Annotated in this window: 23 protein-coding genes; 13 read left to right on the forward strand and 10 right to left on the reverse strand. The window is 42.6% G+C overall.

The annotated features are described in order from the left end of the window. Positions 1-57 precede the first annotated feature (57 nt). The gene (locus tag J0L60_00215) at positions 58-3,132 is read right to left on the reverse strand and encodes a DUF4082 domain-containing protein (protein MBN8544528.1); all 3,075 of its coding nucleotides are present in this window, start codon (positions 3,130-3,132) and stop codon (positions 58-60) included. 257 nt (positions 3,133-3,389) lie between these two features. Here J0L60_00215 and J0L60_00220 point away from each other — a divergent pair, with 257 nt between their 5' ends. Next, on the forward strand, positions 3,390-4,514 hold the full coding sequence (locus J0L60_00220) for a 4Fe-4S binding protein (protein MBN8544529.1): 1,125 nt from the start codon (positions 3,390-3,392) through the stop codon (positions 4,512-4,514). A gap of 205 nt (positions 4,515-4,719) precedes the next feature. Continuing rightward, positions 4,720-6,165 carry a nitronate monooxygenase gene (locus J0L60_00225; protein MBN8544530.1) on the forward strand — a complete coding sequence of 482 codons (1,446 nt, stop codon included), beginning with the start codon at positions 4,720-4,722 and terminating at the stop codon, positions 6,163-6,165. On the opposite strand, the gene J0L60_00230 is transcribed toward J0L60_00225, so the two are convergent. Then, entirely contained in the window at positions 6,162-6,548 is a 387-nt protein-coding gene (locus J0L60_00230; GenBank protein ID MBN8544531.1) for a TerB family tellurite resistance protein, read from the reverse strand. The two genes, J0L60_00225 and J0L60_00230, sit on opposite strands and share 4 nt — an antisense overlap. A gap of 112 nt (positions 6,549-6,660) precedes the next feature. Between J0L60_00230 and J0L60_00235 the strand changes: the two genes are divergently transcribed. After that, positions 6,661-7,794 carry an aminotransferase class V-fold PLP-dependent enzyme gene (locus J0L60_00235; protein MBN8544532.1) on the forward strand — a complete coding sequence of 378 codons (1,134 nt, stop codon included), beginning with the start codon at positions 6,661-6,663 and terminating at the stop codon, positions 7,792-7,794. 4 nt (positions 7,795-7,798) lie between these two features. On the opposite strand, the gene J0L60_00240 is transcribed toward J0L60_00235, so the two are convergent. From J0L60_00240 to J0L60_00250, 3 genes are read right to left on the reverse strand one after another with little or no spacing between them, the layout of a single operon-like run. Then, positions 7,799-8,914, reverse strand: coding sequence for a hypothetical protein (locus J0L60_00240; protein MBN8544533.1), 1,116 nt, complete (start codon positions 8,912-8,914; stop codon positions 7,799-7,801). A 1-nt stretch (position 8,915) separates the two neighbouring features. Next, entirely contained in the window at positions 8,916-9,857 is a 942-nt protein-coding gene (locus tag J0L60_00245) for a HEAT repeat domain-containing protein (GenBank protein MBN8544534.1), read from the reverse strand. Between the two features lie 8 nt (positions 9,858-9,865). Further along, on the reverse strand, positions 9,866-10,444 hold the full coding sequence (locus tag J0L60_00250) for an RNA polymerase sigma factor (protein MBN8544535.1): 579 nt from the start codon (positions 10,442-10,444) through the stop codon (positions 9,866-9,868). Between the two features lie 142 nt (positions 10,445-10,586). Here J0L60_00250 and J0L60_00255 point away from each other — a divergent pair, with 142 nt between their 5' ends. The 5 genes from J0L60_00255 to J0L60_00275 are packed head-to-tail and all read left to right on the forward strand — an operon-like array spanning position 10,587 to position 15,184. After that, positions 10,587-10,949 (forward strand): carboxymuconolactone decarboxylase family protein, encoded by a 363-nt coding sequence (locus J0L60_00255; GenBank protein ID MBN8544536.1) that lies wholly within the window; start codon positions 10,587-10,589, stop codon positions 10,947-10,949. 23 nt (positions 10,950-10,972) lie between these two features. After that, positions 10,973-11,563 (forward strand): RdgB/HAM1 family non-canonical purine NTP pyrophosphatase, encoded by a 591-nt coding sequence (rdgB, locus tag J0L60_00260; protein ID MBN8544537.1) that lies wholly within the window; start codon positions 10,973-10,975, stop codon positions 11,561-11,563. Next, entirely contained in the window at positions 11,560-12,333 is a 774-nt protein-coding gene (locus J0L60_00265; GenBank protein ID MBN8544538.1) for a hypothetical protein, read from the forward strand. The genes rdgB and J0L60_00265 overlap by 4 nt, the downstream gene beginning before the upstream one ends. A gap of 41 nt (positions 12,334-12,374) precedes the next feature. Then, on the forward strand, positions 12,375-12,551 hold the full coding sequence (locus J0L60_00270; protein MBN8544539.1) for a hypothetical protein: 177 nt from the start codon (positions 12,375-12,377) through the stop codon (positions 12,549-12,551). A gap of 23 nt (positions 12,552-12,574) precedes the next feature. Next, positions 12,575-15,184, forward strand: coding sequence for a valine--tRNA ligase (locus J0L60_00275; protein ID MBN8544540.1), 2,610 nt, complete (start codon positions 12,575-12,577; stop codon positions 15,182-15,184). Between the two features lie 229 nt (positions 15,185-15,413). On the opposite strand, the gene J0L60_00280 is transcribed toward J0L60_00275, so the two are convergent. Beyond that, positions 15,414-15,935: a hypothetical protein gene (locus J0L60_00280; protein ID MBN8544541.1), complete on the reverse strand. Its 522-nt coding sequence runs from the start codon at positions 15,933-15,935 to the stop codon at positions 15,414-15,416. A 110-nt stretch (positions 15,936-16,045) separates the two neighbouring features. Between J0L60_00280 and J0L60_00285 the strand changes: the two genes are divergently transcribed. Further along, complete coding sequence (locus tag J0L60_00285; GenBank protein MBN8544542.1) at positions 16,046-16,609, forward strand: sigma-70 family RNA polymerase sigma factor; 564 nt, start codon at positions 16,046-16,048, stop codon at positions 16,607-16,609. Further along, on the forward strand, positions 16,606-18,066 hold the full coding sequence (locus tag J0L60_00290; GenBank protein ID MBN8544543.1) for a hypothetical protein: 1,461 nt from the start codon (positions 16,606-16,608) through the stop codon (positions 18,064-18,066). The genes J0L60_00285 and J0L60_00290 overlap by 4 nt, the downstream gene beginning before the upstream one ends. Here J0L60_00290 and J0L60_00295 read toward each other — a convergent pair. Both J0L60_00295 and rocF read right to left on the reverse strand, forming a co-directional pair. Further along, positions 18,059-18,598 carry a hypothetical protein gene (locus J0L60_00295; GenBank protein MBN8544544.1) on the reverse strand — a complete coding sequence of 180 codons (540 nt, stop codon included), beginning with the start codon at positions 18,596-18,598 and terminating at the stop codon, positions 18,059-18,061. The two genes, J0L60_00290 and J0L60_00295, sit on opposite strands and share 8 nt — an antisense overlap. 2 nt (positions 18,599-18,600) lie before the next feature. After that, on the reverse strand, positions 18,601-19,512 hold the full coding sequence (gene rocF / locus J0L60_00300) for an arginase (protein MBN8544545.1): 912 nt from the start codon (positions 19,510-19,512) through the stop codon (positions 18,601-18,603). Positions 19,513-19,636: 124 nt separating this feature from the next. Here rocF and J0L60_00305 point away from each other — a divergent pair, with 124 nt between their 5' ends. Next, positions 19,637-20,977, forward strand: a complete 1,341-nt coding sequence (locus J0L60_00305) for a SpoIID/LytB domain-containing protein (protein ID MBN8544546.1) — start codon at positions 19,637-19,639, stop codon at positions 20,975-20,977. Between the two features lie 28 nt (positions 20,978-21,005). On the opposite strand, the gene J0L60_00310 is transcribed toward J0L60_00305, so the two are convergent. Beyond that, a complete protein-coding gene (locus J0L60_00310) occupies positions 21,006-21,761 on the reverse strand; it encodes a hypothetical protein (GenBank protein ID MBN8544547.1) in 756 nt (251 codons plus the stop codon). A 177-nt stretch (positions 21,762-21,938) separates the two neighbouring features. On the opposite strand from J0L60_00310, the gene J0L60_00315 reads away from it, so the two are divergent. Both J0L60_00315 and acs read left to right on the forward strand, forming a co-directional pair. Further along, entirely contained in the window at positions 21,939-22,700 is a 762-nt protein-coding gene (locus J0L60_00315; GenBank protein MBN8544548.1) for an alpha/beta hydrolase, read from the forward strand. A gap of 60 nt (positions 22,701-22,760) precedes the next feature. Further along, a complete protein-coding gene (gene acs / locus J0L60_00320) occupies positions 22,761-24,734 on the forward strand; it encodes an acetate--CoA ligase (protein ID MBN8544549.1) in 1,974 nt (657 codons plus the stop codon). Here acs and J0L60_00325 read toward each other — a convergent pair. Beyond that, positions 24,731-26,041, reverse strand: coding sequence for an ammonium transporter (locus tag J0L60_00325; protein ID MBN8544550.1), 1,311 nt, complete (start codon positions 26,039-26,041; stop codon positions 24,731-24,733). The genes acs and J0L60_00325 overlap by 4 nt on opposite strands. Positions 26,042-26,057 lie beyond the last annotated feature (16 nt).

Here is a 26,057-nt window from a genome sequence, read left to right on the forward strand (position 1 = left end):
AAAAAAAACCCTCATCCCGCAAGGTTGCAGGATGAGGGCACACATTCAACAATCTATTTACTTAAGCAGAAGCATTTTCTTTGAGACGGAAGTGCCTGCAGCTTCAAGTCTGTAGAAATAAATTCCGCTTGCGAGATTTGATGCATTGAAGGAAACCAGATGTGTTCCGGCTTCTTTAACATCATTAACAAGGGTGGCAACAAGATTACCAAGATTGTCATAAACCTTCAGGGATACATTTCCTGTCACCGGTACACCAAATTTAATAGTGGTCGAAGGATTAAAAGGATTGGGGTAATTCTGTTCGAGAACAAAATTCTCCGGAATGCTTTGATCCTTTACTGAGTTTGGTGATGCCGGAATAAATGATGCAACATCTGACCAGGCTGAGAAATCACCACTTGCATTTTTCGAACGGACTCTCCAGTATGTAATATTTTGAAGACCCGATGTCACAACGAAATTTGTTGTTACCGAAGGCTGAGTGGTTGCATTATTAAATGCAGGATTGTCAGCGTACTGAACTTCGTAACCGGCAATGTTACCACTTGTCGGAACAATCCATGAGAGCACTGGTGCGGAGGTCGAAAGTTGAATTCCTTCGACAGGGCTACCTGTAACAGGAGTAACAGCCCATGTGCCCGACCATGTAACGAATGTAGCATTGGTTGACCATGAAGATGTTACGGTTCCATCCGTTGATTGTACCTGCCAGTAATAGATGGTACCTTGTGGCATGTTTGTCAGTACATAATACATGTTTGTCAGTCCGGTAACCACAGTTGCATTTTCCATTGTGGGTGACTGTGAGTATCTCAAATTAAAGGTAAGACCGGCCGATGCCGAGTTCATATACCATGACAATTGCTGTGTGGTTGTGTAAACGGTTGTACCACCAACGGGCCACGAAGGCACCGGAGTAACAGCAGTTGGAGTTGTGCCGGTGGTCGTAAAAGATTCACCTGCAGACCAGGCAGAGTAAACACCATTCTTCAGTGACCGGACAGCCCAGTTATAGGTAGTGCCTGCAAGCAAAAGCGGTAAATCAAGGTATGGATTGGATATTGCGAGGGTTGTAGCTGAGCCCTGCAGAGCACCTGCCCTGAGTTCAACTTCGTAAGTATATCCATCGGAACCCGTTCCGAGCCACCACCTTAGGGTAGTGGAAGTGGAATAAACAGTAGCACCACCTACCGGCCAGGAAGGTGTCGGAACCACCGGCGGGGTATTCACAACTCCCGCTACAGTGGTGAAGAGTGCCTCATCTGACCAGTTGGAATATTGAGTACCTCGTTTTGAACGGACTTTCCATTTGTAATCTGTACCGTTTGCAAGTCCAGTAAGTTGGAAATTCATGGAAGTAATATTGGGATAAGTAGCGTTTCCAGTAAAAGGAGAATTGCCGGAAACAATCTCGACTTCATAAGTCAATCCGGTACCATCACTTCCGAGATACCAGTAAAGTTTTGGGCTGGTGGTATAGATGACAGCACCACCGAGAGGCCAGGACGGAGTTGGTACCACGACAGACGGGACGGTGAGAGTTGTAAAGGAAGCAGGTGTTGACCATGCGGATGCACCACTTCCTGAAACTGAACGAATTGCCCAACTGTACTTTGTACCCGGGGTAAGTCCGTTTAACTGAATAAATTTGTTTGTTGTTGGCAGCATGTTTGCGGTGCCGGTAAGGGCAGCGGGTTCACCCTGAACAACTTCCACCTCGTAAGAGAGCCCGAACGCCGGTTCATTGTGATACCAGTAGAGCGTTGGGGAAAGGGTATAAACCGTCGGGTTACCAATTGGCCACGAGAGTACAGGGAGGGGAACACTTGGACCGGCAGGAGTTACAAAACTCTCGATCACGGAAGTGTTGTAAACCCATCCAATGATATTGTGGACTCTGACTCTCCAGTAGTAAGTGGTTCCGGGGAGAAGTCCATTTACTGTGTAAAGCTGGTTGGATCCCGGATTATACAGAGTGTAGGTAGCCATGTTCGGGTCTGTTGAAAGAAGCAGGTCGAAATGGAATCCCGCACCCATACCCCATGGGAGATACCAGGAGAACTGAGCACTGTTGGAGTAAATCTGAGCACCGTTTATCGGCCATGAGAGCTCGACGGGTGGAACCCACGGATTTAAAATTTCTTCTACAACGATATCACGGAAATAGTTGGAATTCTGATAGGAATTGGTCGGAAAAGTTCCGGGGCTGCCGTAAACACCGTTGGCTCCGTCAGCGACGGTTGATATTATACCGTTTGTGACAGGTGTTGCAAGAGCGTTTTGGGTCGCACCATAAGCTGTGTTGGAGTTAACGGAAACGAAATAGACATTTTCAGGGTAAATCTCGTAGTTACCGGTAACTTCGACAGTCTGCCATCCGGAACCTGTCTCGTTTGCAAAGGTAAACTGACCAAGCTGTCTACCGTAAATATCCCAAATGCGTCCAATATGTGTACCAGTTTCGCCGGGCATTTTGTAGTATTTTATGGCTTTAATAGTGGACACTTTAGAAACGGAAAACTTTACACCGAGTTCGTATGGACCATCATTAAATTCGCCGGAGGGCACCTGGGTAGTAAAGATTGAGTTTGGAGGTGTAACCGCGACCACATCAACAAAATAGTTGGAGTTGTTGAATGACTGAGCCGGGAAAAGTCCCGGGTCGACATTGAAAACACCGTTGTTACCATCAGCGACAGTAGATAGAAATCCGTTTGTAATTGAAGCGGCAAGTCCGTTTTGTGTAATAGGATATTCTGTGTTGACATTTACAGATACCACAAAAACTGTATTAGCATCGACAAGGTAAGGAGAAGGCAGGACGGCAGTTTGCCAGCCCGAGCCGGTTTCACCGGTAAAGACCACCGATGAAAGTAGAGTACCTGAAGCTGAGAAAAGCTTGCCTGTATGAGATCCCGTTTCTCCGGCGGTTTTGTAAAATCTGATAGCCTGGATTAAAGCGGGTTGTGAGGCAGTAAATTTAGTGCCAAGCTCATAATCACCGTCTGTACCCGTTGAGGCAGGTACCTGTGTAGTGAAAATGGTTATCTGTCCAAATGTCTGTGCCGGAAGCAGCAGCAATAAGGAAAACAGAAATATAAAGCTGCAAATGCGTAATAATCGTTGCATTTTGATTTCTCACTTTGGTATGATTAAATATAAATAATGAACTTATGATGCAAAAATAGTGCCAAATTTAATGTGCTAAAACCGGGTGTAATCAGCATCATGGAAAGGCGGGTTTAGCAAAGTGTCTCATAATGAGAATGATCACTGTCTCATAATGAGAATATGATCGTGAACAAAATGATAAAAAAATCATTTTTTTAATTGTAAAAATAGCTGTAAATTTAATCAGACAATTTTATCTGATTTGGAAAAGCACCATGGAACAGGAACAAATAAAACCTAAAAGCATAAAAAAACCCAGAGAAATAAAACTTCAGAATCACAGGTTATGGGTTCAACTGGCATTCATCATCATCTGTCTTTGGATTGGAGTGGAGTTCTATTACTTCACAAAGTTTTTTGAAACGGGAGGAGCGGAAGGGAGTTTCTCACGCCCACCGGGGGTGGAGGCATTTCTCCCGATAAGTTCGATGATGAGCGTTTACTACTTTGCGGTTACAGGTGAGCTTCATAAAGCCCATCCGGCAGGTTTTTTCATTTTCCTTGGTATAGTAAGCCTTTCATTTGCTTTTGGAAAATCATTCTGCAGTTGGATCTGTCCTGTCGGATCAATTTCAGAGGCGATAGGTGATTTTGGTGACACCATCGCAATGAAGATTTTTAAGCGTAAACTAAGAATGCCCCGCTGGCTGGATTATCTTTTAAGGAGTTTGAAGTATCTTTTACTTGGCTTTTTTGTGTATGCGATATTTCTCTCAATGGAAGTTGCAGCCCTTAAATCATTTCTCGACAGCCCCTATAATGTTATATCTGATGTAAAAATGTACTACTTCTTTGCAGATATATCGCAGTTTGCTTTTGGTGTAATAGCGGTTCTTTTTCTTTTATCGATTGTGGTGAGGAACTTCTGGTGCCGCTATCTTTGTCCATACGGTGCCCTATTGGGGATATTTTCTTTGATGAGTCCGGTTAAAATAAAGCGGGATGCCGCAAAGTGCACCTCATGCAGTCTGTGTACTTTGGCGTGCCCCAACAAGATAAAAGTTGAAAAGGTAAATGTAGTTCTTTCAGACGAGTGTTCGTCGTGTATGAAATGTGTGGATGCATGTCCGGTTAGAGATGCACTATATCTTAAAGAAGTAGTTACGGGGAGACGGGTTACAAAAAAATTCGTGACTCCTCTTGTACTCGGTGTTTTCTTCTTTTTTATAGCATTGGGTATCATATCGGGCAACTGGCAAAACAAAGTAACAAAAGAGGAATATGAAGTTTATATTCAGATGCGAAACAGTCTGGGTCATCCCACTGGCATGGAAAATGAAGAGGGGAAAAGACTGATAGAACAGAGAAACCGGGAAGCAAGGGAAGCTGCAACAAAGTAACCGAGAGATCGGGAGGGAGAATTGGATTTTGAGGGTATAATTATAGTACCTTTATATATATAAATAAATAATAGATTGTCAGGGACATTCATAATTTTAGCGAAGAGGCAGTTATAGACCGCGAAGTACCGTGCAATGTGGGATTTGATCCGTGTAGAAGGATTGAAGAATCAAGAATCATTTTAATAAAGGAGGAAGTTTAGCCATGAACCACAATAAACTTCCGTTGATAATTCAAGGTGGAATGGGTGTAAATATATCCAGTCCACTTTTGGCGAGCACAGTTTCCCGATTAAACCAGCAAGGTACAATTTCAGGTACGGCATTGGAATGGGTTATGGTGCGTTCTCTGCAGATGGGTGACCCGGGAGAAAATTTCCGGAGAGCTCTTGCATCCTTTCCCTTCCAGGAAACTGTGAAGGAGATTTTTAACAAGTTTTATCTTCCCGGTGGAAAAGCGAAATCCGCTCCATTCAAGGGAATTTCACACATCAATTTAAAACCTTCCGGATTGTTGATCGCACTGATAATATGCGCCAATTTTGCCATGGTTACACTGGCAAAAGAAGGGCACGACAAGCCTGTAAGTATCAATTATCTTGAAAAGATTGCAATGCCGCATGTATATGCACTAACGGGTGCAATAATGGCAGGTGTGGATATTATCACAATGGGTGCGGGGATACCCCTGCAGATTCCTCATCTGATCAATGATATTGTAAATCATCGTGAGACAACCTATACTATACCCGTAACAGGTGACACTATCAAAAGTTTTGCGATGAAGTTTGATCCTGCAAAATTTTTTGGAACAAGACTCCCTGATTTGAAGAGACCAAAATTTCTTCCAATAATAGCATCCAATCTGCTCGCAACATTGTTTCTTAAGAAATCACCCGAAGGCAGTGTCGATGGATTTGTAATCGAGGAACCTACAGCCGGTGGTCATAATGCCCCGCCACGAAGACCCGACCCGCATGCCTTGCCCGGAGCAGCCCCTGTTTACGGCGAAAAAGACATAGTGAATTACAAGGAAATTGCTTCGCTGGGATTGCCTTTTTGGATTGGCGGTTCGCATGCCACACCTGAAAAACTCAAATATGCCCTTTCGATCGGAGCTGCAGGAATTCAGGCAGGAAGTATCTTTGCTCTTTCTGAAGAATCAGGAATGAACCCGGAATTGCGAAAAAAAATCAGAAAGTCGGGTTTTGAAGGGAAGTTAAAAGTAAGAACTGATGCCAGAATATCTCCGACAGGTTTTCCTTTCAAACTGGCAGAGGTTGACGGCACCATTTCCGAGAAAGAAACCTATGATTCGAGGGTGAGAGTCTGCAATAAAGGGCTTCTTGTAACTCCTTATGAAAAAGAAGACGGGAAAACCGGGCTGAGATGTGCAGCGGAACCTTACGAAAAATTTATCGAAAAGGGTGGAAATCCCGATGATCTCGAAGGTAGAGGATGTCTTTGCAACGGTCTGCTCGCAACCGCCGGTGTAGGCGATGAAGTTGAGCCTCCAATGATCACTCTAGGTGATGATCTGGAGTTCCTGCCTCTGTTAATGAAACACAGCGACGACACTTACAGTGCTGGTGACGCAATTAAATATCTTTTGTGTCAGTATCAGGAGAAGCCGGAAATCAGGAAAACTTAAAGGCTAAAATCGATTCCCCAGGCTTCGGCTAAAGACCTGATGAAGGATTTCTCATTATCAGCGAGATCCTGATCTGCATTGGCTATGCTCAGGAGGTCGTCAAGTATGGCACCTTTTTCGATGTCCGTCTCGAGATCCACATTCAGTTTTGCTGCGATGGAGTAGACTACCTGAATTCTCTGATCAGCCGATTTGTTATACCAGCCAACAATATCATCCCACAATGAGGAGATCTCTTTCAGGTCAGTGCCCTCTGATCTCTTTGAAAGAATTCTTTTGATTTCTTCAGTCTCTTCCTCACTCAGAACTGTATCCGAAAGGTGTGCGAAAGCCAGATAGAGATATCCGAGATTTTTTAGTTTTGCGTAATGATTTATAGACAAAAAAACTCCTGTTTAATTCGCAATTATATGGAATATTTGTCAGGTATCAAATTAAAATATTAACTTGCAAGCTAATTATTTAAAATTTGCGTTCAAAATAAGAGTCACAAAAATGACGATCGATCAAGTCCGTGAGCAGTTTCCCTACCTCAAGCTGGGGAAGATATATCTGAATCATGCCTCACTTTCCCCCGTACCTCAACCCGTTATAAATCATGCAAATCTTTTTCTTAAGCGAAGAAGCGAAACTCACATCGATGATATGAGTCAGTGGATGGCAGATGCGGAAGAAGCGAAAATTAAACTTGGAAGGCTGATAAATGGTGATCCCGATCGGTTCGCATTTTTTGACAACACATCGACCGGATTGAACATTCTCGCACAAGGAATCAATTGGAAACCGGGTGACAGAATTCTTCTTAATGATGTGGAATTTCCCTCGAATGTTTATCCTTTTTTGAACTTAAAGAATCAGGGCGTGGAAATTGATTTTGTTCACTCTAAAAAGGGTGCTGTAAATTCTGTTGACATACTCGCTGCTGTGAAACCTGAAACCAGACTGATCTCGATCAGTGCCGTTCAGTTCCTGAGCGGTTACAGAAGTAATTTGAAGAAGATTGGTGATTATTGCCGTGAGCATAATATAATCTTCAGTGTGGATGCGATTCAGGCTCTGGGAGCCTTGCAAATCGATGTTAAAGATTGTCATATCGATTTTCTGTCTTGCGGTACACAAAAGTGGCTGCTTGGTTTGATGGGGCTTTCATTCATTTATATCACAGAAGAACTTCAGCATGAAATAACTCCAAGATTTGTCGGTTGGGCATCGATGGAGAACCAGACATCACTGCTTGACTACAGTTTTGTCTTTAAGAAAAGCGCAGATGCTCTTCAAAACGGGACTATCAATATGATCGGTGTGAATGCCCTTCTCGGATCACTCGACCTTTTACTCGATTTTGGACCGAAAAACATTGAGAAAAGAATAATTGAAAATACCAAACATTTGATAGAGAGGCTGCATTCAATCGGGATCAAACCTGTTTGCGGCAGGTACAAAGAGAAAAATCTGTCGGGGATCGTGAGTTTTACTTCTCCTCAGTCAAAGATGATAAATCAGAGATTAACCGAGGAGAAAGTAAGTACTTCACTTCGTGAGGGGTATGTTAGGATGTCCCATCATTTTTACAATACTTTTGAGGAACTCGACACAGCAGTTGATATTATCAGGTCCTGTATTTCGTAGCTGATTATATTTTCCTGATTTTTAGTGACCCCATGGTAAGGTCAACAGAAATGCTTGCACCGTTTCCGCCATTTATGCTGCAGTTCACCAAAACCTTCCCGCCCGATTTTTTAGTCGTGACAGGGAAGTCAGATTGAACTTCGTCAGTAACTTCATCACCCCATCCGAATGACGATACATTTCCCTTTAGAGTTGCCTTAATTGTGGAGGGGAGATTGACAACGACATCACCCGCCGAGTTGGAAATCCTTACTTTCCCCGTGTTATTGGCTGAGAAAGAGACACTGATATCACCGGCAGCGGTTTTTATTTCAGCATCCGATCCAAGATTTTTTATCACTACTTCACCTCCTGAAGTTTTTGCGATAAGTTTTCCGACGGCAGAATTCACATTTATGGAACCTCCGGCAGTTGCAAGTTCGCTGTTTCCTTTAAGAAGGCTTGCAGACACATTTCCACCCGAAGTCTTTAGAGATGCCTCTCCTGTGACAGTATTCACCTGAATATCTCCTCCTGCGGTTCCGAGTTTTGCGTTACCGCCGAGTGTGCCTGCCACAATATTTCCTCCGGAAGTGAGGAGGTGCGTATCACCTGAGATATCGGCGGCGATAACATCTCCACCTGCAGTTTTTGCTTTTACTTTCCCGGTCACACTTCCCATCTTAATCTCACCGCCTGAAGTGGAGGCATCAAGGTCACCAGCAATATTTTTAGTTGTTATGTCACCACCCGCTGTAAAGAGGATATGGTTTCCGGTGATATTGTTGAGCAGGGAAATGTCACCCGCAGCAGTATTGATATTAAGGTTGAATTTTGAAGGTATGGTAACGATAAATTTTATCCCGTCACCCCATCTTTTATTGTTTTTGAAAACTATATAGATGGAGTTACCTCTTTGGTCGACGGTGAAGCCTGCCTGATTTTTGTCAGATATGCCTTCACCAATAACCAGCACTTCATTCTTCTCCCATGTTTTTATCTCCACTTCACCATAATCGGAGAGGAGATTGAAGGTACCACCCGGCGTTACTGCGAATGATTCCTTGAAATCAAATTCATCACCGTGAGTAATGGTCACCGGCAAGGCAAGTAACAGCGCTAACAAAAGTATTCTTTTCATTTTACAGATCCTTTCCATCCAAAACTGATTTTGCTCTTATTTTTATGTAGGGGTTGTCTTCCTGTTCAAGACGGTTTTTGAAGACAGAGAGTATTTCATCATCTGCCTTGAAGCCCGACTCAATCGCTTTAACGAGAGTGTTAATGGCTTCAATTCTGTTACCGGGTACTTTATCGTTAACGAGAACATGAAGACATGTTTTCTTAATTTCATTATCAAACTGAAGTGCGGCGAGTGTTTTTAATGCCTGGAGTCTGACCCCTGGATTCTCATCGTTCTTTGCGGCACTTATCAATGCTTCCTTCACACCGGCGATCTCCTTTTTGTCGTAACTGTCGTTGACGAGATTGATTGAGTTCAGCCTTGTCCCCGGGTTTTTCTCGTTCAAAATCGAGAAGGTGAGGAGCTTCTGTATTTCAGGGTCCTCGGGTGATCCTGAGATTGTTACTCTTTTGTAAGCATCAAATGTGAAGGTTATATTTCCATCCCGGGTGTCGGAATCGCTGAATCTAACATTGGTTATACGGGTTTGAGGTTCCTTGCCATCGACCACATTGGAGAAAAGTGCATCGACATTCGGGGATTTGTGTGCAAAAAAGAAGACTCCGACGAGGATACCGGCTACAATTCCAAATGAACCCGTAAGTGCAGGAACGAGGAGAGGTGAGGAAAAGAAATTTCTGATTTTTACCCAAACACTTGCAGAATTTTCCATCTCGTAAATGCTGTTTCTCAGATTCCGTCTTGAGTCTGAAAGAATCCGTTCTACATTAAATTGTGGAGTGGAATTTTCGATATCCGAAAAGAAAGCCTTTTGAGCCTCAAATTCCTCTCTGCACTCTTTACACGATTCGATGTGTGAATTGAGGGCTTTTACTTCATTATCGGGCAACTCGCCAGTGAGCAGAAGTGTAATTTTTTCTGAATAAATTTTGTGTTCCATTTTTTTACCTAATTGTAAAATTGCTTTAGTGATTCTCTCAATTTAAGGGTGGCATCGAAAAGATACCGTTTTACCGTTCCCTCCACGAGACCTGTCAATTCTGCAATTTCTTTCAATTTATAGCCTTCATAATGTTTCATGGTAAAAACAAGTTTCTGTTTTGCCGACAGATTGTCGACAGCGTGTCTGATTGCTTCGTTCAATTCGGAATTTCCCATTTGCATTTCCGGGTTGAGGTCAGAACCTGCAATTTCGAATGCAGGCGCATCTTCATCATCGGATTGTGAATTATTTTCCAAAAGATCAACCGTTTGTCTCTTTTTGCTGTTTTCAATGTAAGAGAGACAAACATTCGTGGTAATCCTGAAAAGCCAGGTGGAAAATTCACTCTTGAACTCAAACTTTGAAATATTTTTATAAACTCTTATAAAGACTTCCTGATAAATGTCTTTTGCATCTTCTTCAGAGCGGGTATATTTCAAGGCTAAAGTAATGACTTTTCTGTCATACTTTTTGATCAGGGCTTCAAAGGCATCCTTGTCGCCTTTTGCTGCCATCTTTATCAGATTATAATTGTCTTGAACCATATCCTCCGTTTCCTGACTGGTTAGACCCGGCTTGAATAAAAAAGGTTGTGTTACAGAGGCAAAAATTATCAATCTTTCATCAACTATAAAAATTGTTTCTTGAGTGGCGATATTTTGCGACAAATGGAAAAAGGAGCAGACAATGAAAACCAAAGTGACAGAATTTAACGCTTACCGTTCTGAAATGAATGATAAAATTTTGAACAGCGGGTTCAGTGATTTTAAGAAATTTTTTGCACTCGACAACAAAGCATATCATCCGGGTGCGCTTGATGCCAAGACGAAGGAATTGATGGGGCTCTCTGCCTCAATGGTTTTAAGGTGCAACGACTGCATCTATTATCACATCGAAAGATCTATAATCGAGGGTGCGAGCCGGGAAGAACTGATGGAGACATTTAATGTGTCCCTAATCGTTGGCGGATCAATAGTAATCCCACATCTCAGATCAGCTTTTGAGTTTATGGAGCAGGTTTTTGAATCGAGAAGAAACACTTCTGCATAACGACAATTCGAAAGGAACCTCCGATGCCTACAGGTAAAAAAATATTCGTTTCCACTCAGAATCAGGGGAAACTCAAGGAAATACGGTCAATACTTGGAACAGGTGAGTTTGAGTTTATTTCTGTGCAAACCATTGATGGATTTCCTGATATTGAAGAAACAGGAACTTCTTTCGAGGAAAATGCGATTATTAAAGCAGAGGAATCTTTTAAATTGACGGGAATTCCATCGCTGGCAGATGATTCAGGGTTATCCGTTGATTGTCTTGACGGGGCTCCCGGAGTTTATTCTGCCCGCTATGCGGGTGAAAACGCAGATGACGAAGGAAATCTTCAGAAGGTTTTGAGTGAAATAAAAAATTTTTCTCCACCGTACAAAGCAAGATATGTTTGTGTGCTGGCTTTTTATGACGGTGAGAGATTAATCACCACCCGGGGAGAGTGTGAAGGTGAATTGATCATGGAAAAAAGGGGAAACAACGGATTTGGTTATGATCCAATTTTTGTTCCCGAGGGTTTCAACAAAACAATGGCGGAACTGAACCCGGAAATTAAAAACAAACTTAGTCACAGATTTAAAGCATTGGAAAAAATGAAGGAAGCACTTCTTACATGAATATTAAACGAGCAATTCTAATACCGGTAATCCTTTTTCAGGCACTATTTTTTACTTCATGTAAAGACTCAGTATCACCGGAGCCACCTGCTGTCGTAAAAAATTATTTTCCACTTCCCAACGGAGCAACCTACAGATATTCTGTTGATTCGGTATCGGGCGGGTCGCAGTATTTTAATATTGGAACCAAAGTCACCACTTTTGGCGGTGAACAGGTAACTGCCGGAACCCCTTATTTTCAGCAAAATGATCAGATCGACTATTTTTCAGGTGGAAGTGTAACTCAAAGAGCGAAGGTGCGTAAAACCCAGCGGGGTCTATACTATTATCTGGATACAACCGGCGTAACGAGTCTCATCCCTGACACATTGAAACCATTTGTGCAGATAGACAGGGAAATAACCCCGTTATCGCTGCCATTTTATTCGGGACAAACATGGTCGGCTTTCAAATTTAATGTCGTTATCATTCCTGTTATCAATTGTACAGCCACCTATCTTGGGAGCGTTACTGTGTCCGATACAATCAGAGGTGTAGCCGGAACTGTAAAAGCCGAGAGAGTCGCATACAACCTTACAATCAGCATCCCTGATTTGGGTCAGGGTCCTCTAAATCTCACTTACTCGGGTGAGGTTTGGTATGCAGAAGAAACCGGTGTCGTAAGAAAGGAAGGGGATTATTTCCTTTTTCAATTCCTCGCCGGAAGTGAAATTGATCTTCTTCTGCCAAACTACAAGATCAGAGAAAGACTGATTGAGGTAGTGAGATAGACTTGAAAGAGTTATGAGTTATGAGTTATGAGTTTTGAGGTATGAAATATTACCTCAAACCTCAGCCTTCAGCCTTCAAACCTCAGCCTTCAGCCTTCAAACCTCAGCCTTCAGCCTTCAAACCTCAGCCTTTAAACCTCAAACTTCAGCCATCATCCTTCATCCTTCTGCCTTCAACCCACAGACTTCAATCTGATTTCAGTATATTTAAGGCTTGAATTTTATAATTTTTGGAAAATTGATGATTGAAATAGACAAAGCATACAGCCCGTCACCCGTTGAGGCGAAGTGGTATAAATACTGGCAAGACCACAAACTTTTCAGATCCGAGGTTGATGAAACAAGAACTCCCTACACTATCGTAATTCCTCCACCCAATATCACCGGAATGCTCCATCTGGGACATGTTTTGAATAATTCAATTCAGGACATCCTGATCAGACACAAAAGGATGCAGGGATTCAATGCCTGCTGGGTACCCGGTACCGATCATGCATCGATAGCTACTGAATCAAAAGTGGTTGCACATCTTGCCTCCCAGGGAATAACCAAAAAAGATACTGGTCGCGAGAAATTCCTGGAGCATTGCCATGAGTGGAAAGAGAAGTATGGCGGAATTATCATAAGCCAGCTTAAAAAGCTTGGTATAAGCTGTGACTGGGAGAGACTTCGCTTTACTATGGACGATCATTATTACGGTAAAGTAATAGAATCGTTTGTGAAACTGTATAAAGACGGCCTTATCTACAGAGGTTACAGGATGGTAAACTGGGATCCAAAAACCCAGAGCGCCATATCAGATGAGGAAGTTTACTACCAGACCATGAATATCAAATTGTACCACATAAGATACCCGATGGTGGATGGCAGTGGCGAAGTTGTGGTAGCTACCACAAGACCCGAAACGATGTTTGGTGATACCGCTGTCGCAGTTAATCCTGAAGATGAGAGATACAAAGACTTTATCGGGAAGAAGCTTATTCTGCCGCTTACAGGTCGTGAGATTGAGATTATAGCCGACACTTATGTCGATTCCACATTTGGAACGGGTGCGGTAAAGATGACTCCTGCCCATGATGTCAATGATTATGAAGTTGGACTCAGACACAAGCTGCAGTTCATCAACATTCTCAATCCGGATGCTACCCTTAATCACAATGCTCCTGCAGAATTCCATGGACTCGACAGATATGATGCCCGTAAAAAAGCTGTAAAAATGCTCGAAGAACAGGGTTTCATGGTGAAAACCGAAGACTATACAACCAATATTGGTTTCTCGCAGCGCGGTAATGTTCAGGTTGAGCCATATATGTCGGAACAGTGGTTTATGAAAATGGATGAACTTGCAAAACCTGCCCTCAAGGCAGTAAGTGAAGGCGAAATTAAATTTTATCCTCCACACTGGGTGAAAACCTATGAACACTGGATGGCAAACATAAAGGACTGGTGCATATCCCGTCAGTTATGGTGGGGACACAGAATTCCCGTTTGGTATCACAACGAAACCGGTGAAATCTATTGCGATACTGTACCACCTTCTGATCCTGAAAACTGGCGGCAGGACAACGATGTTCTTGATACATGGGCGTCGAGCTGGCTTTGGGCTCATGATGTCTTTATGACCGAAGAAGAGCAAAAATATTATTATCCCACCGATGCACTGGTTACAGCTCCTGATATCATTTTCTTCTGGGTTGCCAGAATGATTATGGCAGGCTATTATTTCCAGGGTGAGGTTCCATTCAAACATGTTTATTTTACGAGTGTTATCAGGGATGATCTCGGCAGAAAAATGAGTAAATCGCTCGGGAATTCTCCTGATCCGCTGGATGTAATCGACAAATATGGAGCGGATGCGTTAAGATTTACGATGATGTTCCTCGCGCCACTTGGACAGGATGTCCGTTTTAGTGAAGACAAGTGTGAGATCGGAAGAAACTTTGCAAATAAAATCTGGAATGCGGGAAGGTTCATATTAATGAACACACCAGATGGATTTGTTTACGATGAGAATTACAAACCAGCGAACGAAGATTTCGTTGACAAGTGGATAAACTCCAGATTAAATTCGACAATAAAAGAGTTGAATAAAAATCTTGATGATTTCGAATTGACGAATTCCTCCAAACTGATCTACAGCTTTATTTGGACGGACTTCTGCGACTGGTACATAGAGTTAATCAAGAACAGATTTTACAGCGATGATCCTGCAGTAAAGGCTGATGCGGCTCAAAAGGCGGTTGGAATATTTGATAATATACTCAGACTTCTCCATCCATTCATGCCTTACATTACCGAGGAACTTTGGCAGCTTATTAAAACGAGAAACACAGGTGACTCGATCAGTGTTGCAAAATTCCCCGAAGTTGACGAAACCAAAGTTGATGTTACCGGCGAAAAGCAGATGGAATTCCTTCAGAATTTGATTACCGCCGTGAGGAATATACGGGGCGAAATGAAAATAGCTCCCTCGAAACCAGTAAAACTCTACTTAAAGACGGATGTTTTTGACCCGCTATATGGCGATCTGATAAAGAAACTGGCGAAGGTTGAGGAAATTTTTTCAGGTGGCGACACAGTTAAACCACACAAAAGCGCCTCGGCCGTAATAAAAGACTGCGAAATTTATGTGCCACTCGAAGGACTCATAGATATCGAGGTAGAAAGAACCAGACTCGAAAAAGAGATAGAACGAATCAAAGGCGGCTTGACCGGCCTTGACAGAAAGCTGTCGAACGAGGAGTTTGTTTCCCGTGCTCCCGTTGATATCATCGAGAGAGAGAGAAACAAGAAACGCGATTGGGAAGAGAGTCTCTCGAAACTTGAGGCGATACTGGCAGATCTTTCATAGATTAAAAGAAGAGAAAATCAAAAAGCTGTCCTGAATCAGGACAGCTTTTTTTTTGTTCATGCCGGAATTCATGCAGAAAAATTCACGGTGTAAAATTTCAATAATGAAATAATGGTGCTTAAAAATTTTATAATTTATATTAAAGCTAAACATTAAATAGAGTCATCTAATAATTAAGAATAACTAAATTTAAAGTTGCTCTTCTGATCCTTCAGTTTAACATGGAATTTTAAAATATGAGTTGATTTTTATAAGTACTTGAATCATGAAAATCGGGTTTGAGTTCAGAATGATCAGACGCCCAAAACGAAATATCTCCTTTTTTATTCTTGATTACCATCGAAGAAAGAAAGTTTGCCTTAATAGCCAGGAGCTCAATGGCAGGTGTTATAAGGGCATGAAATTGAAGAAGATTATCACTCAATTCCATGGCTAATCCGGAAACCGAAAAATCAGTTGATTCAATGATGGGAGCACGATAGTAGTCGAGATGGAAAACATTGAAGCAACCGTCAGGAGCAAAATTAAACTCGTAGTAGTCCTCTTTTCCTTCGAACTTCAGGAATAATTCGAAACAGGTATCAAGCCAGAGGTAAAGTCTGCGTCCCTTTGATTCGTAGTTAGGGACACTGAGAGAGGGGATGTCACCTGTGATTTCCCATGTGCATTCGAGTCCGGTTTTTCCCTGATTTATTGAAAAAGTGGCGGATAATTTGATTTCATTTGAGAATGGTTTTAGTGTAAGTTTCATATCGTGTAAAAAATAGTTGACAAGGGTGTGAAAATTGGTAAATTTGTGTTTTACGATTGTGTAAAATAGTTATAGTTGATCAAAATTGATTCATTCAGAATGGACAAAGAATGAGTGACCACGAACTTTTAGTGAATGTAGCCAAAAAGGATGTAGCAGCCTTTAAGGATTTGTACCGTCGTTACAGCAAACTTGTTTATGCTCTTGTAACGAAGATTATTGAAGAAGAAGCTCTTGCCGATACCACCTACGAAGAGGTATTTCTCATTATCTGGAACAAGGCACATCTCTATAATGTAAATTCGCAGAACGCATATTGCTGGATTATTACCCTCGCGAGAAATAAAGCCATTGACACGAAAAGACGGAAATGGAACACCACACCGATGGATCCTTACAGTGATGATTACGAGAACTATATTATCGTGCCACATCTCTCTTCACAGATAGATCCGCTTGATTTGGAAATGGGAATGAATATCAGTGAAAATATTGAGAAAGCTTTGATGACGCTGACGGAGGCTCAGCAGCATGTCATTTATCTTGGAATGTACTATGGATTTACACAATCGGAGATCAGTAAAAATTTGAATATTCCGATACAGACCGTGAATTCCAAAATCCGGATTGCACTCGGTTCATTAAGAGACAATTTATTGCATGGTGAAGGATGACAACTGAAGAGAAAAAGAAATTTGAAAACCTGATTCAGGCGTTCGCTCTGGGAGCACTTGACAAGGATGATTTCATTGAGTTTGTCCACTACATGGAATCGAATGAAGATTTTGCAAGACAGGAGCTTGGAGAATATCAGAACCTGACAGCTCTGCTGGTTTCGTTTATAAACCCCAAGGAGCCCCCACAGCAGTCGTTGGAGAGGATCCTTACCCGAATAGATGAACTGGGGAATTCAAGCCCGTCACGGTCACCTGAGAGAAAAACCATCAGTTTTACAAAACTGACCAGTTTTGTTGAAGAATCTGAAGATAACAAAGCGAAAGATGCTACAAAAAATGTTGAAGAGCTAATTGAATCACCTGAGGTTGATCCGTACAACATCGTCCGAAATGACCAGGCAAGGCCATCATTCAACAGACAGCCGGGATTTCAAAGACCCGGTTTGAGTACTCAATTGAATGCCCGAGGTGGAGAGCCTCAGGAAAGACCCGGAAACGGGGATCGACCTGCCGTTGGTAGAGATGAACCGGGAGAAGAACCTGTTGAAAACGGTAACGAGACTGAAAGCGGATTTTTCCCGCATCTTTCCCGTGAGCAGATAGTACCTGATGCTCCCGTTGAGCCTCTGTACTCAGCGGAACAACAGGAACCGGACCCGCCCTTTTATGATATTAAAATCGATGAACCGGATGCTGAAGATGCTCCCGTCCATCCTATCAGTCCGCGCAGAGCCAGACGAAAACAGTTAATTGAGAAAGAAGTTGGCGAGGAGTTTCAGGAAGAGACGGTTGAAATGGCAGAGGATCAGATCCCCGAGCCGCGTGCACAGGAACAAGGGGTTAAGAGCCGGAAGTCTTTCAGAGGCAATATCATAGATGTGAGCGGGAGTGTCACAGCCACTGCTTTTTGGGGAGTTACCGCGACAATAGTCATCTGCTTTGCCGTCGTGGTGTATTTCATGTTTTCAATGATTCAGGCATCTGAAGAAAAACTTGACAACAAGATTAAGGATCTCGGAACTGCCCAAGCGAAGACAGAACTGCTAAAAAGCACGGTGATGATGAATCAGAATCTGCTTCTCTTTTTCAGCTCTGTAAAGACCGCCGGCCTGGTGAATCTTTACGGTTCCGACGATTTTCCGGAGACATTCGGTAAGTTTTTCTACGGTGTAAAAGAGAAGAAAGGTTTCCTCCAGTTTTCAAATATAATGTCGTTCAATTCGGGAAAAGGATTTCAACTCTGGATTCAGACCGGTGAAAAATATGTGAAGGCAGGCGGGTTAAACATCCCCGATCAGAATGTCGAATTTTTTGAGCTGAACGATCTTCCTGACCTGGCACAGACCGGTACATTTAAGGTCATTCTTACGGAAGAAAGTGTGAATGGCAGCGAAACACCATCGAACACTGTGATTATGAGTGGATTGTTGATAATGAAAGCTCAGGCTAACTGAGATGATCTTCGTCGTCTTTTCTTGTGAAATTACCCTGAAGGAGAATAAAAAACACTGATATAGCTGCCAGGAAGATTATCAGCCAGTATTTCGAAGCCATTTCCAGAATGGCTTCGAGCATCGATGTAACAGTCATCGAATTTTCCTTGCTAAGGAAAAAGAAGGGGAAACCGATAAAGACCGCTGAAACAAGAAGAAACTGCGGAGCTTTTGGGTTATCCAAAAAGAGTACAATGAGGTTCACCCCAATCATGAACATTGCAGTCGGGAGCAGGAGATCCGCCCAAGGAATGGAATAAAAATTTTGATTGAGGTAAATAAGAATCCCGATTAAAAACATTGTTGTCCCGATTAGAAGTGCGGGAATATCATGCTTCCCGAACACCACCACCACGGTTGCCAGACCAATCAAAATAAACAAAAACGAGAAGATGAACGGGAATGTTATATCAAGTACATTAAAAGCTTTCAGCCCCCACATAACGGAGCCTATCAAAAGGACAAAAGCGATGAATTGTTTAATATTGTTCATGGCTACAAAATTCTCATTCCCATGCTTGATGCTATTAAATCGACTGCAAAAACTGCAGTTGCGTTTTGATTATCCAGGATAGGATTCACTTCCGTGATTTCGAGTGACGACATGCAACCGCACTCTGCAATCGTTTCCATTAGCAAGTGAGCCTCTCTGTAACTCAGACCTCCCGGCACGGGTGTTCCTACTCCCGGTACAATAGTCGGTTCAACACTGTCGACATCAAAACTGACATGGATGTGATCCACCTTGTTCTTAAACTGCTTCAAAACTCGTGAAGTGATACGATGAATCCCGAGTTTATCAATATCTGACATTGTATACACCGTGATCCCGGTTTTTTTAATATTCAGTCGTTCCTCGGTGTCGATGCTCCGTGCTCCGATAATCACTGCATTTTCCGGGAGCACCTTGGGAGCAGGAGAGTAAAGTTCTGTCAATCTCGGTGATCCCAGGCCGATCGAGGCAGCCAGGGACATCCCATGAATATTTCCTGAAGGCGTTGTCTCATCGGTGTTCATGTCTGCATGAGCATCAATCCATATTACTCCAAGTCGCAGGTTTCGTTTTCTGCAATATGCTGAGATTCCCCCGAGAGTACCCAGAGCCATTGAATGGTCCCCGCCAATACAAAGCGGGAAGTCATCGTGCTCGAGGGTTTCTTCAACAAGTTCTGCAAGTTTTAGTGAAGTCCTTTCAATCTCATCGATATACTTGAGTTTGTCATTTTTGACCTTTTGGGTCTCCATGATTTCGATATCTATATCACCGTGATCTTCCACATCATAGCCGAGTTCTTTCAGCTTTTCGTTAAGGTTGGCGATCCGTAATGCAGAAGGACCCATATCCACACCGCGTCGTCCGGCGCCGAGGTCCATGGGGAATCCGATAATCTTGACTTTTTTCTTCATTGGAAATACTTTTTGATTGAAAGTTACAAAAATATAAAAGATAATTTTACTGAATAATTAAAATTTTATGAACGGTTTTGTATATTAAAATACAAATTTCGATTTACATTGTAAGGATTGTTTTATGGACGAACCACTGATTAGTGTGGGAATACTGACCGATTCGGTTATAAATTTTACTTGTTACGGCGATTATTACATAAATAATCAGGAAGACTTTTTCAGCGGGGTATTTCAAGCCGGTGTGAAAAACGGTAAACTCGTTCTTGAAGGAGCGGGTAAAAAGCTGATTGAAGATGAATCGTTCATTCTAACCCCCAATTCTCCGGAGACCGAACACTTCATGATAAAAGATGTGGTAATTGGCGTTCAGTTCCATTGGGAGAGGAAAGAAAAGGAAAATTTTAAAGGTGCCCTGAAACTTCTCAGAAAAGGGGATAAAGTATGTGCGATCAATATCATCAATATTGAAGAATACCTAAAAAGTGTGATATCATCCGAGATGAGCGCCAAGAGCAGTGTCTCCCTCTTAAAGGCTCATGCAGTGATTTCGAGGAGCTGGCTTCTTTCCCAGATTGAGCAATCGAAGGTCAAAAAAAATCTGAGCAGCAAAGAAAAAGGAATAATCATCAGTGACGATGAAATTGTCAGGTGGTACGACAGGGAGGATCATGAAGATTTTGATGTGTGTGCCGATGACCATTGCCAGAGGTATCAGGGAATAACAAAGATTTTTACCGAGGCTGCCAGCAAGGCAGTGGATGAAACAAAAGGACTCGTTCTCAAGTCAGGTTCTGAAATTTGCGATGCAAGGTTTTCAAAATCGTGCGGTGGTGTTTCAGAAGCTTTTGGCTATGTCTGGGAGAACAAGGAAGTACCATATCTTAGCAGAGTTATTGATTACAAATATGAACCGGATGAGTTCAATACTGAACTGAAGGATGAAACGAACGCCCATAAATGGATACTCGGTGAGCCGGAGGCGTTCTGCAATACCAAGGACAAATCTGTCCTTTCACAGGTACTTCTGCATTATGATCAGGAAACTGTTGATTTTTACAGATGGAAGGTTGAACTCTCTCAGCAAAATCTCAAGGATTTACTGAAGAAAAAATTGAATGTCGACTTGGGAGATATCCGACAAATGATCCCGCTTGCGAGGGGTGAGTCTGGAAGGATATACAAACTCAGGATAGAAGGAACAAAGAAAAGTATTACAATAGGGAAGGAACTTGAAATCCGCCGGTCTCTTTCTGAATCCCACCTCTATTCGTCTGCTTTCGTTGTACAACCGCTAAAAGTTGAAAATGGCATCCCTTCCGGATTTCTCCTTCGTGGAGCAGGTTGGGGTCATGGAGTAGGTCTCTGTCAAATTGGAGCCGCAGTCATGGCAGAAAAAGGATACTCATTTGATGAGATTCTCCTTCACTACTACAGAGGTGTCGACCTCGTCAAAATTTATTAGAAATGCATAGTTCTTGGGGTGAGACATCTCACCCTAAGAAAATATAGCCTGCAAAAGTTAATATTGAACCTGCCAAAAGCATCTCTCCCGGTTTTATCCTGAAAAAAACAAAAATACTTACAGTAATCCAAAGAACCGGGTAAAATATGCTTTCCATGGTGAACATTGACGAAGGTCCCGGGACAACTCCGGGTGCCGGAGCGAGATACATGAAGTTCTTGACGGGGATGATAAAAAATCCCAGACAGATGAAGAATATTGTAGTAAAAATTGTGTAGAGTTTGAATTTTGGAACGGGATTAAAATATTCGAGTCCGCTTCTCGATGCGAAGAGCAATCCAAGAAAGAGAAACAGGGGATAAATAACTTTGATGATGATGCTCACCTTACCCGTAAATCCGGTTTGAAGGGTGGTTTTATATGGGATTTGGGTTTCCCTGTCGCCATATCTTAAAAAGACCGAGTATGAGACAACCGAACCGGAAGCCTGCGATGGTATGGTGCCTGAAAGTTCTCCATCACCGGCGGTTAATTCTTTTTTTACAGGTTTGGAGCCCTGTATTTGATATATGAAGTAACCTGTTACCTTCGGGTTATCATTCCTGATGAGGAACTGATAATCCTGACCGCTTTCAATTTCTTTTGGAAATAGGTAGGTTATTTTTTTCCCCTCGATTCCAATGGTGCCTGAAAGTGGTTGTGTCCCCTTTAGAAGAGGTTGTGCAAGACTGAAAACAATTACCACTACGACAGCCACTGTCCATAAAATACCGTTTTTACTCATTATCTCGGTTCGATTCGTCAAAAAAGTGAAAAAATTCAGAAAATTTAAATTTGAGAAATAAAAAAATAAAAAACAATCGTTAAAAAGCGTAAAATCCCTTTTTTTTCATCTCAAAGGTTCTTAATTTGTCTATCCAAAGAATAATTTATCAACAAAAAAAGAAAAACCCCATAACGATTGGCTAATAGAAGAAACAACGGCAAAGCGGAAATAGTTGGCTCGGTGATATATTATCGTAAGTTTAGAAGCCGTTATCCAATATTAGAACGGGATCTTCTCGTCTGGCTTCCACCTTCATACAAAAAAGACAGACACAGATATTACCCGGTTTTATACATGCACGACGGGCAAAATATCATAGACCCTGCCACATCTTTTGCAGGACAGGACTGGCAGGTGGATGAGACTGCAACAAGATTGATAAAGCAAAATGCCATCGAGGAAGTAATTATTGTCGGAATTTATAATACTCACGACAGACTGGAAGAATACAGTGAGAGTGAGAAAGGGAATAACTACCTCAAATTCATCGTGGAAGAACTAAAACATTTTATCGACAGTAATTTCAGAACGATACCCGACAGAGAAGCTACAGCCATTATGGGATCCTCGATGGGGGGATTGTGTTCTTTGAGGATGGTTTGGAAATATCCCCATGTTTTTGGAAAAGCCGGTTGTCTTTCTTCATCATTTTACTTTGGGGATGATGCGATTTTCAAGATTTTGGAATCGACTCAGGAAAGAAGAAATGTAAAGATATACTTTGACAGTGGAGAGGACGGCAAAAAAGATGCTCAAAGAATGTTTTGTCTTCTTGCACAAAAGGGATATGTAATCGGAGATAATTTCGACTACTATTTTGACAGGGGTGCCGGTCACAACGAACTTGCCTGGGCAAACCGGCTTGAAAGGCCATTAAAATTTTTCTTCGGGAAGTAAACTGTTACAGCGCCTGAATATCGAATGAATAACCAATATGAAATTTAAATTGATACAGAGATGAACGACAAAAGAGAAACAAAACGGATCATTAAGATGAACTCTTCTTTGAAGAAGATTTACCACCCTATGAAGGAATTCAGTGAAAGGGCAGTGGTCAAAACCCTCGACGAATACAAAAAGCTTTACAAAGAGTCGGTTCTGAATCCGGAAGCTTTTTGGGGAAGTGTAGCCGACGAACTTCACTGGTTCAAATACTGGAGTCATGTCAGGGAAGGTTCGATGTATGAATCGAAATGGTTCGTGGGAGCAAAAACCAATCTGAGTTACAATTGTATCGATCGTCACCTAACCGGACATACCCGAAATAAAGCAGCGATAATCTGGGAAGGGGAACCGGGTGAAACAAGAACCCTGACATATCTTCAACTTCACAGGGAGGTTTCAAAATTTGCGAATGTACTTAAGCAGAAAGGGGTTCAGAAGGGTGACAGGGTTATTATCTACATGGGGATGGTGCCTGAGATGGCGATTGCTCTTCTTGCCTGTGCGAGGATAGGTGCAATTCATTCTGTTGTATTCGCCGGATTCTCTGCAGAAGCCCTAAAAGACAGAATCAGAGAACTGAAAGCTAAAATCGTTATAGGAAGTGATCTTGCTGTAAGACGAGGGAGCAATATTTACCTGAAGCCCGCAATTGACAATGCTCTCGAGAGTTGTCCTGAAGTAAAAACGGTAATTCTTTTCAAAAGACTTCATGAATCATCCGTGAAGATGGTAGCCGGGAGGGATTTTTGGTGGCATGAGTTGATGGAATCAGTGTCGGATGAGTGTAATGCCCTTCAGCTTGACTCTGAGCATCCTCTGTTCATTCTTTTTACAAGCGGTACTACGGGAAAAGCCAAGGGAATCCTTCATACGACAGCAGGATATATGATATCGGCATACTATTCATTTAAACTGATCTTTGACATTCAGGAAACTGATATTTACTGGTGCACCACCGATGCAGGCTTTTCCACAGGGCACACCTACGGGCTTTACGCCCCACTTCTTAATGGTGCAACCATCTTAATGTATGAAGGCGCAGTTGCAACACCTGAACCCGACAGGTTCTGGAAATTGATCGAAAAGCACAAAGTGACAATCTTCTTCACAGCACCTACATTTGTGAAAACTTTGATGAGGATGGGGGACAGTTGGGTAAACAAACATAAACTTGACAGTCTCCGTATTCTTGCTTTGGGTGGTGAGCCCGTGAACCCAAAAGTCTGGTACTGGTTTTACAAAACGGTAGGCAAAGAGCGTTGTCCGATAATAGACGGATGGTGGCAAACGGAAACAGGCTCATTTATGATTGCTCCGATTCCCGGAGTTACCCCGTTGAAACCGGGATCAGCTACTCTTCCTCTTCCCGGAATTCTTGCAGATGTAGTGGATAAAAACGGGAAACCCGTGAAGCCGGGTGAAAATGGTTTTCTGGTGCTTAAAGACAGTTGGCCTTCCATTTCACGAACGGTTTTTGGAAACAAAAAACGCTTCAAAGATGATTACTGGGCAGGATTCGGCGGTGATTTTTTCACAGGTGACGGCGCCCGAAAGGACAAGGACGGTTACTTCTGGATGCTCGGAAGGGTGGATGATGTAGTGACTGTTTCAGGGCACAGACTTAGTACACTCGAAATTGAGAATGCCTTGCATACTCACAAAGATGTGGCCGAGGTTGCGGTTGTCGGAAGACCAGACGACTTGAAAGGAAATTCAATTGTCGCTTTTGTTACATTGAAAGAGAATGTTTCCCCGTCGCTTCTTTTAAAGGAAGAGATGCGGAATCATGTTATGGTGGAAATCGGACATATCGCAAGACCCGATGAAATCAGGTTTACCGAAGCTCTTCCTAAAACCAGAAACGGCAAGATTGTCAGACGGCTTCTTCGTGAGATTGCAGCCGGCGGAGTGGTGCTTGGTGACCTCTCTTCAATAGAAGATATCTCCGCCGTTGAATCGTTGCGTGAACTTGAGGAAGAATTTTAGTCGGCGAACTGATTGATGCTCTCTCCATGCTGGGAGATATCCAGTCCTTCTTCCTCCATCTCTTTATTTACACGAAGCGGTGTAATTAAATTGGTGAGATAGTAAAGCAAAGCAGACCCGAAAAAGGCAAAAACGGACACAATTACAAGTGCTATGAGATGATTCAGAAATGTTGTAGAGGTTCCGTATATCAGTCCTGACTGTTGAGCGAATATTCCTGTGGCAATCATTCCGGTAATTCCTCCGATTCCATGGCAGGGAAAAACATCCAGAGTGTCGTCCAAAGTTGTTTTGGATTTCAATGACACAGCGATGTTGCTGATAACGCTTGCAATTGTTCCGATAAAAAGACTTTCACCTACCGTCACAAATCCCGCAGCGGGGGTAATTGCTACCAGCCCTACCACAGCTCCTATGCACGCACCGAGTGCAGAAGGTTTTCTTCCCATCATTGCATCAAAAAATATCCATGCAAGTGCTGCTGCCGCTGACGCGGTATTGGTGGTTGAAAAGGCGAGAACTGCCTGTCCCGAAGCTGCCAGTGAGGAACCCGCATTGAATCCAAACCAGCCAAACCAGATTAATCCCGTTCCGAGAAGAACATAGGGGATATTTGCCGGCTCATGTTTTTGATTTTCTATGTGAATTTTCCTTCTTCCCAGAATCAATGCACCCGCAAGAGCCGCATATCCCGCTGACATGTGCACCACGGTACCACCTGCAAAATCGAGTACCCCCATTTGTCTCAATATTCCATCCGGGTGCCAGGTCATGTGTGCTAAAGGAGCATAAATGAAAAGTGAAAAAAGTACCATAAAGAGGAGGTAGGCTTTGAAGCTTACTCTTTCGGCGAACGATCCTGTTATAAGCGCCGGCGTGATGATTGCAAACTTCAGCTGAAACATCGCAAAAAGAAGGAAGGGAATCGTCGGAGCAAATGCCGGATTTGGAGTTACGCCCACATTTTTGAAAAACAGAAAAGTAAAGGGATTGCCAATTATCCCGTGGAAACTTTCTCCGAATGAGAGGCTGAAACCGACTACAACCCACAATATTGAGATTATTCCCATCGCAATAAAACTCTGAAACATAGTGGAGATTACATTCTTACTCTGAACCATGCCACCGTAAAAGAACGACAGACCGGGAGTCATCAGCAGTACCAGACCCGTGGCAGTTAGTAGCCAGGCGGTATCCCCGGCACTTATTGCTGAAGTATCACCCGGGATTGAGCTTCCTTTCAGAAAAAGACTTAATACAGAGAGTACAATCAGGATTGAAAAAGCGAGTAAACCAAATTTTTTCATGCTAATTCCGTTAAAT

The sequence above is a fragment of the Ignavibacteria bacterium genome, from assembly GCA_017302895.1.
In the GTDB taxonomy this organism is placed as follows: Bacteria; Bacteroidota; Ignavibacteria; order Ignavibacteriales; family Ignavibacteriaceae; genus UTCHB3.

Bases quoted from the DNA above. Each gene is read 5' to 3' on its own strand.
- J0L60_00215 (MBN8544528.1), bottom strand. From the start codon at position 3,132: ATGCAACGATTATTACGCATTTGCAGCTTTATATTTCTGTTTTCCTTA.
- J0L60_00220 (MBN8544529.1), top strand. From the start codon at position 3,390: ATGGAACAGGAACAAATAAAACCTAAAAGCATAAAAAAACCCAGAGAA.
- J0L60_00225 (MBN8544530.1), top strand. From the start codon at position 4,720: ATGAACCACAATAAACTTCCGTTGATAATTCAAGGTGGAATGGGTGTA.
- J0L60_00235 (MBN8544532.1), top strand. From the start codon at position 6,661: ATGACGATCGATCAAGTCCGTGAGCAGTTTCCCTACCTCAAGCTGGGG.
- J0L60_00240 (MBN8544533.1), bottom strand. From the start codon at position 8,914: ATGAAAAGAATACTTTTGTTAGCGCTGTTACTTGCCTTGCCGGTGACC.
- J0L60_00245 (MBN8544534.1), bottom strand. From the start codon at position 9,857: ATGGAACACAAAATTTATTCAGAAAAAATTACACTTCTGCTCACTGGC.
- J0L60_00250 (MBN8544535.1), bottom strand. From the start codon at position 10,444: ATGGTTCAAGACAATTATAATCTGATAAAGATGGCAGCAAAAGGCGAC.
- J0L60_00255 (MBN8544536.1), top strand. From the start codon at position 10,587: ATGAAAACCAAAGTGACAGAATTTAACGCTTACCGTTCTGAAATGAAT.
- rdgB (MBN8544537.1), top strand. From the start codon at position 10,973: ATGCCTACAGGTAAAAAAATATTCGTTTCCACTCAGAATCAGGGGAAA.
- J0L60_00265 (MBN8544538.1), top strand. From the start codon at position 11,560: ATGAATATTAAACGAGCAATTCTAATACCGGTAATCCTTTTTCAGGCA.
- J0L60_00270 (MBN8544539.1), top strand. From the start codon at position 12,375: ATGAAATATTACCTCAAACCTCAGCCTTCAGCCTTCAAACCTCAGCCT.
- J0L60_00275 (MBN8544540.1), top strand. From the start codon at position 12,575: ATGATTGAAATAGACAAAGCATACAGCCCGTCACCCGTTGAGGCGAAG.
- J0L60_00280 (MBN8544541.1), bottom strand. From the start codon at position 15,935: ATGAAACTTACACTAAAACCATTCTCAAATGAAATCAAATTATCCGCC.
- J0L60_00285 (MBN8544542.1), top strand. From the start codon at position 16,046: ATGAGTGACCACGAACTTTTAGTGAATGTAGCCAAAAAGGATGTAGCA.
- J0L60_00290 (MBN8544543.1), top strand. From the start codon at position 16,606: ATGACAACTGAAGAGAAAAAGAAATTTGAAAACCTGATTCAGGCGTTC.
- J0L60_00295 (MBN8544544.1), bottom strand. From the start codon at position 18,598: ATGAACAATATTAAACAATTCATCGCTTTTGTCCTTTTGATAGGCTCC.
- rocF (MBN8544545.1), bottom strand. From the start codon at position 19,512: ATGAAGAAAAAAGTCAAGATTATCGGATTCCCCATGGACCTCGGCGCC.
- J0L60_00305 (MBN8544546.1), top strand. From the start codon at position 19,637: ATGGACGAACCACTGATTAGTGTGGGAATACTGACCGATTCGGTTATA.
- J0L60_00310 (MBN8544547.1), bottom strand. From the start codon at position 21,761: ATGAGTAAAAACGGTATTTTATGGACAGTGGCTGTCGTAGTGGTAATT.
- acs (MBN8544549.1), top strand. From the start codon at position 22,761: ATGAACGACAAAAGAGAAACAAAACGGATCATTAAGATGAACTCTTCT.
- J0L60_00325 (MBN8544550.1), bottom strand. From the start codon at position 26,041: ATGAAAAAATTTGGTTTACTCGCTTTTTCAATCCTGATTGTACTCTCT.